We start from the raw sequence: 15,265 nt of genomic DNA on the forward strand, positions 1-15,265 counted from the left end.
TTTTTTGGGGCGCTTCCCCTACCCGTTTATGGTGTATTTTTTTAGTTCAGTAAATCTGTTGCTGTTATTTTCTGTTTGCTTCCATTTAGTCTAAACTCCAGTAATCATGTTCACTATTTTTTAGGGAGAAAATTGAAAATAAAAATCCTACCACCTGTATGAGCATCAAACTCGTAGGGGTAGGTTTTTAGCTATAAAATCAACAGATTTGAAATTTACAACCAGTTACAGAGTATTTGGTACATCGCTACCTTGGGGAATATCTCCAGAACTATAACCTTGAGAAAATCCGTCTGTACTGGATTCGGTAATAAATCCACTATAGGCTTCCATACCGTGTTCGCTAATATCTAAGCCTTCCAACTCTTCTTGGCGAGTTACACGGATACCTAAAGTAGCTTTTAATGCTAACCAAAAGATACTGCTGAGAAGTACAGTAATACCACCTACAGCTAGAATGCCAACAATTTGGGGAATTAATGTGCTGAAGCCACCACCCATGAATAATCCATGCGGCCCTACTGGTTTACCTGCTAAGTCAACCATCCAAGGATAACCACCAGGCCCAACAGAAAATAAACCAACTGCTAGAGTTCCCCAAACACCACAAACTAGGTGAACTGAAGTTGCGCCTACTGGGTCGTCAATGCCCAGTTTGTCAAAGAAGGGGACAGCGAAAACTACAATTATTCCCGCAATTAAGCCAATAACTACAGAACTGCCAATGCTGACGTAAGCACAAGAGGCTGTAACACCAACTAAACCTGCCAAGATACCATTGATAATCATTGAGAGGTCTGGTTTACCCAAGTACAGCCAAGCTGTAATTGTCGCAGCAATACCGCCAACTGCTCCCGCCATGTTGGTTGTTAGAGCAATGTGAGTAATTGCACTAGGATCGGCAGCCATCACGGAACCGGGGTTAAAGCCAAACCAACCCAGCCAGAGAATTAAACAGCCCAAAGTAGCAATACTCATGTTGTGGCCGGGTAAGGCGACAACTTGCTTATCTTGATATTTACCAATGCGGGGGCCGAGAAATGCTGCACCCATTAAAGCCGCCCAGCCACCGACTGAGTGGACTACTGTAGAACCAGCAAAATCCCAAAAACCCATATCAGCCAACCAACCAGCACCCCAAATCCAATGTCCGGTAATTGGATAGGCAATACCTACAAGTAAGACGCTGAAAATTAAGAAGTCAACAAATTTAATTCGTTCTGCAACTGCACCAGAAACAATTGTGGCGGCTGTACCAGCAAACACTAACTGAAATAAAAACTTAGCTGCTAAAGGAACGCCTGTCCAACTCAGCGCACTAAAAACACCTTTGTAAGCCTCGCCAGTCGCGGGACTGTTATCTTGACCTGCAAGGAAAAATCCATTCAGCCCGATAAAATCATTGCCATCGCCAAACATCAAGCCAAAACCAATTGCCCAAAACGCTACTGTCGAGAGGGCAAATACAATCAAGTTTTTGGCTAGGACGTTCACAGCATTTTTTTGGCGACAGAAGCCGGTTTCTAACATACAAAAACCAGCGTTCATGAAGAATACCAAAAAGGCGGCGATCGCTACCCATAAAGTGTCAATCGCAATTTTTAGATCTGCTGTTGTTGGCCCGGCTGGCGCTGTAGCTGGAGCCTGAGCAACGGCTGCATATCCCCATCCCATGACGATGACAGCAGCTAATAATAGACAAGCTTGCCAATTGGGAGATAGTCGCTTAATTGTTGTGAATAGGTTAGTTTTTGATTTATATTGTGAAGTTTTAGAAACAGCCTTTATAGACCTACGCCTATTTTGTGTTTTTAATTTCTGCTTGTGCATTAAGTTGAACATCTTACTCCAAACCATTGTTAATGGGATAAATATGTCAGCACTGAAAAAACAGGGCTTGAATTGACATCAAGACACTTTTTACATTTGCATTTCAAGCAATTTGTTTGCCAACCAGAAACTCAAATAACCTAAATAAAAGTTTAAGAAACAATTGCTACTTTTGTAAATAACTTGGCAAATTTTTTGGGAGATTTCAAAAATTCGTTATTATTTCGCTAATGCAACAATCAGTCAAGTCTTTTTCATTGAATCTTTAATTTTTGAACTGTCAAGCTGAAAATCTAGACATTGCTGAATTTCGACTGCGATTAGTCACTATTTATTGTTCATTGGTTATTTGTGTTAACCAACGATAAAGTACAAAGTTTGATTGGAGAACCTGCGTTAAGAATTTAATTGCAGATAACTAATGTTTCATTACGTTCTTGTCCTGTTGGCAGGCTAGAGAATCAGAACAAATATTCAATTTACACTGAGATTAACTGATGATGGCAACTCCACTTGCTACAAAAGGTTGGTTGAGAATCCATAAAATGTTGTACTTAGGAATTAGATATATTTCTTCCTCAAGACAAATATTTATAAACTCATTGATAAATTTGATTGATTGTCTATGTTACCAAAAACATAATTCTGTATCAGGATATACGATTTGTTTTTTCTATCTCTGGCTAGAGTGGCTAGATTTGGGATCGTAGTAAACTGAATCTCTGTATTTCAGCATTTCCTGACATCACAGGCAAAATACCAAAAAAATATTAAATTTTTATACAGAAGATTAAAGAAACTTTGTTTAGAAGGTTTGGAATCTCTGTAGGGAATAAATAATAACAATACAAATATAGTAATTTTACTACATGTTAAGTAATAAAATTACAATTTACTCTTAGATTGAGTTGTAAAAATCTTACAATTCTTCTTTTAAATATTGTTCGTAACCAAGTTGTTCTAGTTTGGCTTGCTTTGTCAGAACTGATTCAGCCAATGTTTCACGGTATTTTTGGACTTTTTCGAGTAATTCTGGTTGCTGAGTCGCCAGAATTTGTACTGCTAACAAACCAGCATTTTTAGCATTACCTATGGCTACTGTGGCTACAGGTATACCAGCAGGCATTTGTACAATTGAATACAAAGAATCAATACCTTGTAAATTACGAGTAGCTACAGGCACACCAATTACTGGTAGTGGTGTTAAAGAAGCTACCATTCCCGGCAGATGAGCTGCACCACCAGCACCGGCAATAATTACCTTAATACCGCGCTGATGGGCAAGTTGCGCGTACTGTACCATGCGTTCTGGGGTACGATGAGCAGAAACGATCGCCACTTCGCGCTCAATGCCAAATTCATCACAAATTGCGATCGCATCTTTCATTGTGGGCAAGTCAGAATCACTGCCCATGATAATACCGATAAGGGGAGCCATAGAATTTTAGATTTTGGATTTTAGATTTTGGATTATTAGCCAATTGACTATTGACAAATCAGATTTAGCTATTTTCCCGCCAATGTATGACTAAAGCAACACCAACTGCGATCGCGCAAAATTTAGATATCATCAATGCAAGAATTCCCGGTTATCAAGGCTTGCAAATGCTCTTGATTAATTCTCAGGGGATAATTGAGCAAATATTACCGATGACGACAGTATTTAAACGGGTTTCATCTGCGGATTTGCCAGTTTTAGATGTTGCAGGTGATTGGATTTCTTTAGGTGGTGTTGATTTACAGATTAACGGTGCATTGGGGTTAGCATTTCCCGAATTAGAAGCAGATAATGCGCACTTAATACCAAAAATTACGCAATTTTTAGGTAATGTGGGCGTAGATGGATTTTTATCGACATTAGTCACAACTTCAATAGAAAATATCCAGCGATCGCTTTCTATCATTGCTGATTTTATTTCCAGTCAAACAGCAAATGCGCAAATTCTCGGCGTACATTTAGAAGGGCCATTTTTAAATGCGCAAAAACGCGGCGCACATCCCGCAGAATACTTGTTACCTTTAACAATTGACCAAGTTAAAAGATTATTGGGCGATTATAGCCAAATTGTCAAAGTTATCACCCTCGCACCAGAATTAGATCCCACTCACCAAGTCATCCCATATTTGCGTTCTTTGGGGATTACAGTCAGTTTAGGGCATTCTCAAGCTACAGCAGCCCAAGCTCAACAAGCTTTTGAATTGGGTGCAACAATGGTTACCCATGCCTTTAATGCTATGCCACCATTACATCATCGCGAACCAGGATTATTAGGCGCAGCCATTACTCATCCTGGTGTAATGTGTGGTTTTATTGCCGATGGGGAGCATGTGACACCAACTATGCTAGAAATTCTCCTGCGTGCTACTTCAGGATTATTTCTCGTCAGCGATGCTTTAGCACCCTTGGGGCTACCCAATGGGGTGTATCCTTGGGATAGTCGGCAGATAGAAGTTAAAAATGGCACAGCTAGATTGCCTGATGGGACTTTATCAGGGACAACTTTACCCTTATTAGTAGGGGTACAGAACTTGGTAAAATGGGGGATATGTGACGTAGAAAGAGCGATCGCATTAGCTACCGATGCACCGAGAAAAGCGATAGGTTTACCCGGAATTGCAACCCATCAACCCGCTAATTTATTACGCTGGCATTGGGATGAGACTACGAAAGAACTAACCTGGCAGCGATTGTCAAACTAGATTTGAGCTATAGATGGAAAATATCTAACTAATTAGAGATTTTGGCAAGCTTGAGCTTCAAGTTAATTTAGCAGTATTACACTTATCAATCTCAGGAGGCATCAATGATGTCTACTCATCAAGATGCAGCAATAGTTACGCAAAATCAGCTGCTTGCCCAATTACCTCCTGATGAGTTAAACAACTTGTATCCTCATCTAGAGATAGTCTCTTTATCACTTACACAAGTAATAATTGAGCCTCATGAGCCTATTCCCTATGCCTATTTTCCCGTGAATTCGTTGCTGTCTCTCGTAACGATAATGGAGGATGGTTCTACAGTGGAATCTGGCTGTATCGGACGAGAAGGAATGGCTGGCGTACCAATTATATTGGATGCAAGCACAACATCTATGCAAACGTTAGCACAAATCCCCGGAAAAGCTGTGCGGATCAAAGCTGGTATTTTCAAAGAGGCTTTCAAAACTAGCAACGCACTACAAAAGATTCTCTACCGTTATATACATACAGTAATTGTCTTAGGCTCGCAAAGTACAGCCTGTAACCGTCTTCATAATATAGAAGCTAGGCTAAGTCGCTGGTTATTGATGAGTAGTGATGGTATCGGTTCCGAGTCACTTCCCCTCACCCAAGAATTTTTATCTACGATGCTGGGTGTCAGACGTTCTGGAGTCAGCGAAACAGCGAGTAAACTGCAAAGTAGAGGCTTAATTTCTTATCAGCGAGGCAATATCCAGATTGTTGATAGAAAACGCTTAGAAACAACCGCCTGTGAATGTTATGGCATAGTCAAAGCAGAATACCAGCGCTTGTTTAATTAAAGTGACAAGATCATTTTCATTTTGTCTGTACGCAACCGGATAGAAAAATTAGGACTGTCTATATAAACTGGATTGTTGTAGATATTATCGCTACTTAGTAGGGAGACATAATTATTTGTAGGATGGGTTAGCGATAGCGTAACCCATACGGGTGTTGGGTTTCGTTCCTCAACCCAACCTACGTCCATCTTATATTTAATTCCAACTACCTACTTACAGTGTGAGAAATAGCCACAGATGAGATTAATAATTTAATCTCTATGATTTGTTAATCAATAATTATTTAGTGCCTATGCAATAGTTGTTATTTCAGAGCTTTACTAAGTTACAAAAAATTTATTTTTGGAAATATTTAAGGGCAATATAAATATCTTTATATTGCCCAAAAATGCTATTTGCTGTTTTAAAAAATGTGATTTTATAATTTTATTTTCCAATAAATACAAATATTTCTTCAGCAATAAAATGAATATACTTAAAGGCTGAAGTTTTTATTTTAGATAATGCCAATAATATATGAAATACCATTTACCAACTGTCTATGTCAGACAGTTACTCGTATGTTTACTCTTGAAGAAAACGTAATAAATCAAGAAACTGGACAATTGGGTAAAGTCATTGGTTACGGTCACCAAATCATTAATAATGTTTATACAGTTACCTTGAAAGTGTTAGTATCTGACAATGCTGACAAGCGCAAGAGAGTATATGTAGTGGAAGATAAAATTTCTGCGTGGAGTCCTTGGTTTATGGCTTAATTCATTAAGCTAATGAGGGTTTTTAAAAGTAGCACATCCATAAAAAAGCCATTTTTCTAAATTTTTAGATAAACTAGAGTTTGCCATACTGATGTCTACTTAGGCAACAGTTATGGCAATTTTTTATGACCCCAAAAATCATATTATCTAGAATTAAGGGAGCCGTAGCACAAAGTAGCAAAATCAAAATAAGGTGCATTATCACGAAGTGTAACGCACCTTACATATACCTATACCAATTTTAAAAAAGAATGCGACAGATGGTAGGGGCATGGCAATGCCATGCCCTCTAGAATATATTGATGTAACACCAACATTATTTAAATTAGAATTAAATTCTAACAATAATCAAATCGCATTCTTATATATAACCTAACAAATGACCAATGACCAATGACAAATGACCAATTATATTTAATAACACCGAGCTACTTAAGAATTAGGCTCTCCTAACAAAACTATTGAACATTTCAATTCTCTAATTATCTGGGTTGTCACATGGCTGACAGCTAATCCTCCAGCTGTACGATAGCGCACAGAACGTAATACAGCTAAATCAAACTTCTGCGCTTCGCGAATGATAATTCTAGCAATATCATCGCCCTTAATGGTTTGAATATGAGTATTTACCTGTAACTGACCTTTATCAACGACTTCTGACAATTGAGCGGTAAATCTATCTATCAAATGTGGGGGAGTTTTGCGATCGCTCACATGTAAGAGTACCACTTCTGCTTGGTTAACATCCGCTAAAATTTGCGCAAACCTGACAGCGCCTATGGTTTGCTTGGTTAAGTCCCCAACAGGTACTATAATTCTTTGAATAGTCGCCGGACTGCTTAATAAGCGTGTTACTGCTACCGGACAGTGAGAAGACCAAAACACGCTATCAATCACATTACCAAATAAACGGGCACGCAAGCCTGTTGTCCGCGACCAACCCATCACTACTAAATTGGCATTTTGTTCGCGACTAGTGCGGCTAATTCCTAAAGCTGCATCATCATCAATCCGAATTATAGGTGATACTTCTACATTAAATTCCTGACTAATTTCTTTAGCTAAATTTAGTCTTTTCTTATTTTCTTCCAATGCTACTACTAATTGCGGATCGTCCATTTGAATATGAGCTTTAGTAATCGCTAATGGCACAATTCTCCCAGATTCATGACGAGCTAATAAAGCTGCCATTTCTATCAAATAACGTTGAGTTTGGGGATTATATATCGGCACTATAATAGTAAAATTTTCGGTGTAGTGTTCTAGTAGTTCTTCCTCAGAACTTTCCCACCAAGTAGTCAATTTATCTGCTGCCAAATCTGCCTCAGATACTTGCAGTAAAGTAGCACTTCTCGCTGTGATTACTGGCCCCATTACGGAAGTAACCAACATCAGAACAATTACACTATTTAATACGCCTTCATTAATTAATCGTTCACCAGCAGGATTAACAGTTTGATAAGCAACTAATGCTGCGGCGAGGGTTGCTGCTACTTGTGGTAAAGATAATGACCAAATTGTCAACAATTCTGCATTGTTGTAACGGTAAAGTAATTTAGCTATGAATGCGGCGATAAATTTGCTACCAATTAAAGCGATGACAATCACTACAGTCAGCCAAATTGAACTGAGAGTTTTTAAGAATGCCGGAATATCAATTAATAATCCCATGTCTATAAAAAAACATGGGATAAATAATGCACTACCAATAAATTCAACCTTTTCTTTAACTGGACTTCTCCCTAGTACATCGTTAACAGCTAAACCAGCTAAAAATGCACCAACAATTTTCTCAACACCAATGACTTGCGCCCCTACAGAGGCGAGAAATAATGCTAGTAATATAAATAAAAATTGATTACTTTGTTCGTCTCCAGAACGCCGAAAAAATTGTTTTCCTGCCCAATCAAAGCCAAAAAGAACGACAGCAGAATATATTGCTAAACCACCTAATAAAGTGGCTAAACTTAAAGCTGAAAAATCCCCACCGTGAATCCCCACACAAATTGCTAATACTAATAAAGCACCTGTATCAGTAAAAATCGTTGCCCCAATTGTGACTGTTACAGCTTCATTGCTAACAACTCCCAAACGACTCACAATTGGATATGCTAAAAGAGTATGAGAAGCTAGCAAAGAACCAATTAAAACACTAGTATTCCAACTAAAGTTAAATAAGCGTCCCGCAATAATACCCGCAATTAATGGTACTATAAATGTGAAAATACCAAAACTTATTGAGCGATTTCTAGTTTTGCGAAATTGTTCTAAATCAATTTCCAGTCCCGCTACAAACATCAAATAGATTTTCCCAATCTCCGAAAGCAGATTGATAGTTTCTGACTCGGAATTTAATAGCTTTAAGCCATTTTGTCCCAAAATTACACCTGCCACTAGTAAACCTACTAATCCAGGTAACCGCAATCGCTCAAATATTGGTGGTACAGTCAAGATGACTGCGAGAAGAATGGTAAATGCAATAATCGGACTATTTACTAGGGATTCTAGTGCCATTGTTAATAAAAAACTCAAGAGTAAAATTAATCAATAGGAAATAATCATGACTTATCTTCATCATGCTTAATTGATAAATTTTCTAGTCAAAAGGCAGACATAAAAAATTAAATCGTTAACAGCATAAATGTTGCGATCGCTTTCCCGATTCTCTCTAAAGTTAGTTTTTTAAATATCGTTGGTAAGAACTAATCAATCAGATTTGATAGTAAAATTGTCTATTTGTCAATAGCCAAGAGTTAATGAACAAAATATGCTGAACTATGAATTATTGGCTATGAAAAATATCACATATCTTGGACAAGTTCTATCGTATTTTTCTGAAAATTAAAGATTTGTCCAAAATTGCTAACTCTCATCAAGACAGAAATGTATGCGCGATCGCCATTTTTTAGTACATTAGAACTAATCAGTCTGCTAAAATGCGATCGCGCAGGATAAATAACAGCCTTTCCCTGGTAACTTTATTTATCCCCGGCTACTGAAGCCGATAAAAATCGAAAAATCTTTAAACAGAAACGTTCTTGGCGGTTTCCATCAATGATAATTTTAAGCATTGGGAAACCTTAGAAATCGAACTTTATGAACGCAGCCGACGATAAAACGATTGTTCGTGAATATTTCAATTCCACAGGGTTTGACCGATGGAAGCGGATATACGGCGATGGAGAAGTCAACAAAGTCCAGCTAGACATCCGCAACGGACATCAACAAACTGTGGATACAGTCATCGGCTGGTTAAAAGCTGATAACAATTTAGCAGAATTATCAATCTGTGACGCGGGATGTGGTGTAGGCAGTCTCAGCATTCCCTTAGCAACAGAAGGTGCTAAAGTCTATGCTAGCGATATTTCCGAAAAAATGGTCACAGAAGGCAAAGAAAGAGCCTTACAGACCTTGGGAAATAATGATAATCCTACCTTCGCCGTGCAAGATTTAGAGTCTCTAAGTGGTAGCTATCACACGGTGATTTGCTTAGATGTTCTCATCCATTATCCCCAAGAAAAAGCAGATGAGATGATTTCTCACCTGTGTTCTTTGGCACAGTCCAGGATAATTATTAGTTTTGCGCCTAAAACCTGTGCTTTAGCCTTACTCAAAAAGATTGGTAGTTTCTTTCCCGGGCCGAGTAAAACAACTCGCGCCTACTTACATCGTGAAGCTGATGTCTTGCAAATTCTCCAAAAGAATGGATTCTCAGTGCAACGAAAATCAATGACTAAAACCCGCTTCTATTTTTCTCGTATCTTAGAAGCTACTCGCGGTTAAACTCATTAGCAAAACATGAGGATGGGTTAAAAAGCCCATCCTCAAAATTTAGTTAAATTTACCTTTTTTAATTAATCCCACTTACCGCTTTATTGCACTCTATCGGGTAAAGCCCCTGGTTGCACAGCTAAACTAACATTCTGCCCATTGCGACGTAAATCTAGACGCACTTGACCACCAATTTCGCTATTATCGACAAATTGTTGGATATTGCTAGGATTGGAGACTGCTTGACCGTTGAGTTTTTGAATCACATCACCAGGGCGAATTCCAGCTTTAGCTGCGGGAGAATTGGGTATGACTCGCACCACTAACACCCCTTCATCCTCTTGAACATTTAAATTCAGATTGGGATCTGAGTTAATGTTTCGCTTTAATTCTGGTGTCAAGCCTACCATTTGAATTCCGAGATAAGGATGCTGTGCCTTACCTGTAGCTATCAGTTGGTTAGAAATTCGTTGTGCTGTGTTGATTGGGATAGAAAAGCCCAATCCTTGCGCACCTTGAATAATCGCTGTATTCATACCTATAACTTCACCACGGGCATTAAGTAAAGGCCCGCCAGAATTACCTGGGTTAATAGCGGCGTCAGTTTGAATAAATTGTACTCGTTTATCCGGCGCACCAATTTGATTGCTACTGCGTCCGGTGCCGCTAATAATCCCAGTGGTGACACTATTATCTAATCCTAAGGGGTTACCAATTGCGATCGCCCATTGTCCCGGTTGTAATTGGTCTGAGTTCCCGATACTGACTGTTGGTAAATTCTCAGCCTGAATTTTCACCACAGCCACATCTGTTAACTCATCTTTACCCAACACCTTACCTTGAAAGCTGCGCCCATCCTTGAGAACAACTGTCACTGTATCAGCACCATCAACTACGTGGGCATTAGTCAAAATTCGACCATCTTTACTCACGATAAACCCTGAACCCGTACCCCTTTGTACCTGTCTATCTTGAGGTATGGGGACTTGGGAACCAAAGAAACGGCGGAAAAATGGGTCATTAAATTCCTCTGGTATCCGACTTCTCACAGTGCGCGAAGAGTTGATTCGCACCACAGCCGGGCCTACCCTTTGCACCACCTCAGTAATAAAATTCGGGTCTGTAGCTGCGGGTAATAGCGGTGCAGCATTGGCTGGGCTAACTGCTAAATTCGATGCGCTCTGAGATAGCTTCTCTTGGTTTCCTGCTAAATAACCACCTGCCAATGTCATCCCAGATCCCAGCAGCACCAGCGATAGAGAAGCAGCTGCTTTTTTCCAGGGTGCATGATTGTGGTATTTAGCGCTATCAGTATGAGAAGAATTAGTGTTTGTGAGCTTTTCTCCGTCGCGAGGTTGGTTTTGCATTTGCTATCTGGAAGGATATTTTAGATCTACTACTAATATAGATAGCGTTTTTGAAGCTTTTGTTGCAGGACTATTACGCTAGTGTGAAACTTCTCTTTATGCTAATCCCCTATACCTTGCATTTTTCATCGACTTTAGGGCAATACGGTTCAGTTAAAGCCAAAAACCTTGATAAACGTAGTGGACTGACACAGCTAAAATAGTGCATTAGTCAAACTCTTGTGGGATGGGCGTCTCGCCCGTCCTGGGCGGACAAGATGTCCACCCCACAAGAAAATTATATTGCAACATTTTAGGCGTGTCAGTCCACTACATTGAAGTCTAATTTATGGTTTGAAAACAGTCCTTAGCCCTAGCCCCTAGCGATTAGCCAAGGACAAAATTAACTAATTTCCCAGGAACGACAATTACCTTTTTAATCTCTTTACCCTCAATATAACGTTGGGCAACTTCTGATTCTCTGGCATATTTCTCTAAAGCAGCTTTATCGGCTTGCGATGGCACTTGAATAGCACCGCGAGTTTTGCCCATAATTTGAATTACCAAGGTAATTTCATCAGCTACTAAAGCCGCAGGATCGAAACCAGGCCAGGATTGGGTGTGAACAGAATCACTATTCCCTAATGAGTGCCACAATTCATCAGCAATATGTGGTGCAAAGGGGGCTAATAACACCACTAAAGTTTGAATTCCTTCCCCATAAACTAGTGAATTTTTGCAGCTAGCATCTGTTAAGGCATTACTCAACTTCATTAATTCGGAAATAGCGGTGTTGAATTGATATTCATCTTCCACATCTTCCGTTACTGCTTTGATGGCTGTGTGAATTGCCCGCCGTAATTCTTTTTCTGGTTTCGTCAAATTTGAAATGTCAGCTTTCTTTTTCGATACCCCAGCCGCAATATAGTCTGTTACCAAGCGCCAAACCCGGTTTAAAAAGCGGAATTGTCCCTCAACATCGGCTTCATCCCACTCTAAATCTTTTTCTGGTGGCGCTTTAAACAAAATGAACATCCGCGCCGTATCTATACCGTATTTGCTAATCACATCTTCTGGCGCTACCCCGTTACCTTTGGATTTGGACATAGTAGCGTACAGCCGTTGTAATGGTTCCCCTGTTTGGGGATCGCGGGGATCGCTAGGATTAACTAAATGGGAGGGAATCCATTTATCTTTACCGCCCTTATTGGGGTTCATGTAAGTTAAACCCTGTACCATCCCTTGTGTTAACAAGCGTTGGAAAGGTTCGTCAAAGTTTAACAAACCGCGATCGCGCAGCACTTTGGTAAAGAAGCGCGAATATAATAAATGCAAAATCGCGTGTTCAATTCCACCTACATATTGATCTACAGGCATCCAGTCATTAGTTTTACTGGAATCAAACACCTGTTTTTCGTTTTGCGCATCCGTAAACCGTAAGAAATACCACGAGGAATCAATAAAGGTATCCATCGTATCGGTTTCGCGCTTGGCTGGCGTGCCACAACTAGGACATGGCACATTTACCCAGCTTTCTAACTGCGTCAACGGCGAACCACCACGCCCAGTAAATTCCACTTCTTCTGGTAACTGAACAGGTAAATCCTTTTCTGGCACTGGAACTACACCACAGTTCGGACAGTGAATTACAGGAATCGGTGCGCCCCAATACCTTTGTCGGGAAATTAACCAATCCCGCAGGCGATATTGTACCCGCACTTTGCCAAAACCTTGTTGTTCGGCATATTCCACTATGGCTTGCTTGGCATCTGTGGAAGCCATACCAGTAAATTGCCCGGAATTAATCAAAATTCCTGGTTCTGTGTAGGCTGCGTTATATTCCACCTGAATGACGTTAGAGACTTCGCCGTTTTCATCGGGAACTGTAGCAGTTAAATCTTTATCAGCAAATGCTTCTGGTTCAACAATGACAAACTCAATCGGCAAGTTGTACTTATTAGCAAACTTGAAGTCTCGGACATCGTGGGCAGGTACGCCCATGACTGCCCCTGTACCATATTCATACAGTACATAGTCAGCAATCCAAATCGGCAATTCTTCCCCAGTAAACGGATTAATTGCCTTACCACCTGTGGGAATCCCCCGCTTGGGTTTATCTTCTGCAGTCCGTTCCAATTCGCTTTGATTGGCAACTTCTTGAATAAATGCTTCTACGGCTGCTTGCTGTTCTTTTGTGGTGACGCGCTTTGTTAAAGGATGTTCTGGAGCTAATACCAAATAGCTCACGCCATATACTGTATCTGGGCGTGTAGTGTAAACGCTAATTTTTTCCTCAAACCCCACAACCGGAAATTCCAGGTACGCGCCTGTGGATTTACCAATCCAGTTAGCCTGCATCAATTTGACTCGTTCTGGCCAACCTGTTAATTTATCCAGGTCATTGAGCAATTCTTCGGCGTAGTCGGTAATCTTAAAAAACCACTGCCGTAATAATTTCCGCTCAACTTTAGCACCGCTACGCCAGGAACGGCCTTCATTATCGACTTGTTCGTTGGCTAATACAGTTTGGTCAATAGGGTCCCAGTTCACAGCCGCTTCTTTTTGATAAGCTAACCCAGCTTCCAAGAACTGCAAAAAAATCCATTGTGTCCACTTGTAATAGTCTGGCGAACAGGTAGCTAATTCGCTGTCCCAATCAATGGACAAGCCAAGACGCTGCAATTGTTGGCGCATCTGGGCAATGTTTTGATAAGTCCACTTTGCTGGTGGGACACCCCGATCTATAGCGGCGTTTTCTGCTGGTAACCCAAAAGCATCCCAACCCATTGGGTGCAGTACCCGGTAACCTTGCATCCGCTTGAGGCGAGCAATCACATCAGTAATGGTATAATTACGAACGTGACCCATGTGTAAGCTACCCGATGGGTAAGGGAACATGGATAAAGCATAAAATTTTGGCTTGGCTGTATCACCAGGTGTTTTATCTAAGCCAAGTTCTGCCCATGTTTGTTGCCATTTTTCCTCAATGGTACCAGGGTTATAGGTCAAATCCACCAAAAAATACTCCTACTGGAATTTTTGTCTATCTTTGCCTCCATATTTTGACACTCCATCCAAGTAAAACTTGGAGGATTCTTGGGCTGACATCGCCTTTTCAGGTTACTCCCGATCGGGTCTTACATATCATGTCTAGTCCGAGCCTACTAGAAATACGCGATGAATCGCGTCTCTAGTTGCCCTTTTTGTGGACTACTCCCCAAGCGTTTGTCCATTTCCGGACACGTTCGCGTATGCCCTACGCTACGTGGATTACTCCAAAAGCCTTTAGTGAATTCATTCAGCCTTGTTAAAGACTTACTGCGCTGTTTTACGAGTGTTCGCTGCTCGTGGTCTTTATTGTTTTCTAGTCTGTGCTGTGGCTTACCGTAGCAGCACTCATGACTGCCGAGCCAAATTAGTTGGGCAGTTACTAGCGGCTTTTCAACCTGAAACCTAATAAATTGTATCAAAAAGCCGCCCTTTTAGGACGGGGCTTTAGACCCAGTTTTTTGGTAATAGTAGTCCAACAAATTTAGGTGGCTAAAATTGAGTATGACTGAATTCAAAATAAAATTTTCTGGTCAAGTGCGTATTTTTGTCTATGGCACCTTGAAACCAGGTGAAGTAAATTATAAAAGATATTGTGCGGCTCAAGTAACAGATACCAAAAGAGCGATCGCTCCCGGTAAACTGTTTGCTTTACCGATGGGTTATCCCGCCATGACTCTGGAAGATAGCCGAGTTCATGGTTATTTACTTGTATTTGCCGATGGAGAAATTTTCACTCAGCTAGATGATCTGGAAGATTACCAGCCTCATCGACCAACTGATGAAAATCTCTATAACCGCCAGGAAATTGAGATTACCGATTTACAGGGACTATCCTTAGGGTTGGCTTGGGTTTACTTTATGTCGCCACAAAGAGTCAGCCAATTAGGAGGCATCCCTCAGCCAGATGGCTGGTGGAGTGGCTGTGGTTTGACAGCCGACAAAAAGGAGTTATGATAGTTTGTTATCTATTAACTCGGCTGAACTCGGC

General features: G+C 40.5%; 10 protein-coding genes. 5 read left to right on the forward strand and 5 right to left on the reverse strand.

Annotated elements, in window-relative coordinates; all coding sequences use genetic code 11:
- Positions 1-225 precede the first annotated feature (225 nt).
- Positions 226-1,830 carry an ammonium transporter gene (locus AACW45_RS14600; protein WP_190633373.1) on the reverse strand — a complete coding sequence of 535 codons (1,605 nt, stop codon included), beginning with the start codon at positions 1,828-1,830 and terminating at the stop codon, positions 226-228.
- 919 nt (positions 1,831-2,749) lie between these two features.
- Positions 2,750-3,268 (reverse strand): 5-(carboxyamino)imidazole ribonucleotide mutase, encoded by a 519-nt coding sequence (gene purE / locus AACW45_RS14605; RefSeq protein ID WP_190633291.1) that lies wholly within the window; start codon positions 3,266-3,268, stop codon positions 2,750-2,752.
- Between the two features lie 86 nt (positions 3,269-3,354).
- Between purE and nagA the strand changes: the two genes are divergently transcribed.
- The 3 genes from nagA to AACW45_RS14620 all read left to right on the forward strand — a co-directional run bounded on the left by nagA (position 3,355) and on the right by AACW45_RS14620 (position 6,109).
- Complete coding sequence (nagA, locus tag AACW45_RS14610) at positions 3,355-4,530, forward strand: N-acetylglucosamine-6-phosphate deacetylase (RefSeq protein WP_190633292.1); 1,176 nt, start codon at positions 3,355-3,357, stop codon at positions 4,528-4,530.
- A gap of 104 nt (positions 4,531-4,634) precedes the next feature.
- Positions 4,635-5,351 carry a Crp/Fnr family transcriptional regulator gene (locus tag AACW45_RS14615; RefSeq protein WP_199331136.1) on the forward strand — a complete coding sequence of 239 codons (717 nt, stop codon included), beginning with the start codon at positions 4,635-4,637 and terminating at the stop codon, positions 5,349-5,351.
- 560 nt (positions 5,352-5,911) lie between these two features.
- Positions 5,912-6,109, forward strand: coding sequence for a hypothetical protein (locus AACW45_RS14620; protein WP_190633293.1), 198 nt, complete (start codon positions 5,912-5,914; stop codon positions 6,107-6,109).
- Positions 6,110-6,541: 432 nt separating this feature from the next.
- On the opposite strand, the gene AACW45_RS14625 is transcribed toward AACW45_RS14620, so the two are convergent.
- Positions 6,542-8,623 (reverse strand): cation:proton antiporter domain-containing protein, encoded by a 2,082-nt coding sequence (locus AACW45_RS14625; protein ID WP_190633294.1) that lies wholly within the window; start codon positions 8,621-8,623, stop codon positions 6,542-6,544.
- 582 nt (positions 8,624-9,205) lie between these two features.
- Between AACW45_RS14625 and bchM the strand changes: the two genes are divergently transcribed.
- On the forward strand, positions 9,206-9,892 hold the full coding sequence (gene bchM, locus AACW45_RS14630) for a magnesium protoporphyrin IX methyltransferase (protein ID WP_190543074.1): 687 nt from the start codon (positions 9,206-9,208) through the stop codon (positions 9,890-9,892).
- 89 nt (positions 9,893-9,981) lie between these two features.
- Here the strand turns inward: bchM and AACW45_RS14635 are convergent, their stop codons facing one another.
- Both AACW45_RS14635 and leuS read right to left on the reverse strand, forming a co-directional pair.
- Positions 9,982-11,247: an HhoA/HhoB/HtrA family serine endopeptidase gene (locus AACW45_RS14635; RefSeq protein ID WP_190633295.1), complete on the reverse strand. Its 1,266-nt coding sequence runs from the start codon at positions 11,245-11,247 to the stop codon at positions 9,982-9,984.
- 366 nt (positions 11,248-11,613) lie between these two features.
- Positions 11,614-14,241 carry a leucine--tRNA ligase gene (gene leuS / locus AACW45_RS14640; RefSeq protein WP_190633375.1) on the reverse strand — a complete coding sequence of 876 codons (2,628 nt, stop codon included), beginning with the start codon at positions 14,239-14,241 and terminating at the stop codon, positions 11,614-11,616.
- 537 nt (positions 14,242-14,778) lie between these two features.
- Here leuS and AACW45_RS14645 point away from each other — a divergent pair.
- The gene (locus tag AACW45_RS14645; RefSeq protein WP_190633296.1) at positions 14,779-15,231 is read left to right on the forward strand and encodes a gamma-glutamylcyclotransferase family protein; all 453 of its coding nucleotides are present in this window, start codon (positions 14,779-14,781) and stop codon (positions 15,229-15,231) included.
- The last annotated feature ends 34 nt before the right edge of the window (positions 15,232-15,265 follow it).

It is taken from the genome of Calothrix sp. FACHB-168 (genome assembly GCF_963889195.1).
Lineage (GTDB): Bacteria > Cyanobacteriota > Cyanobacteriia > Cyanobacteriales > Nostocaceae > Aulosira > Aulosira anomala_A.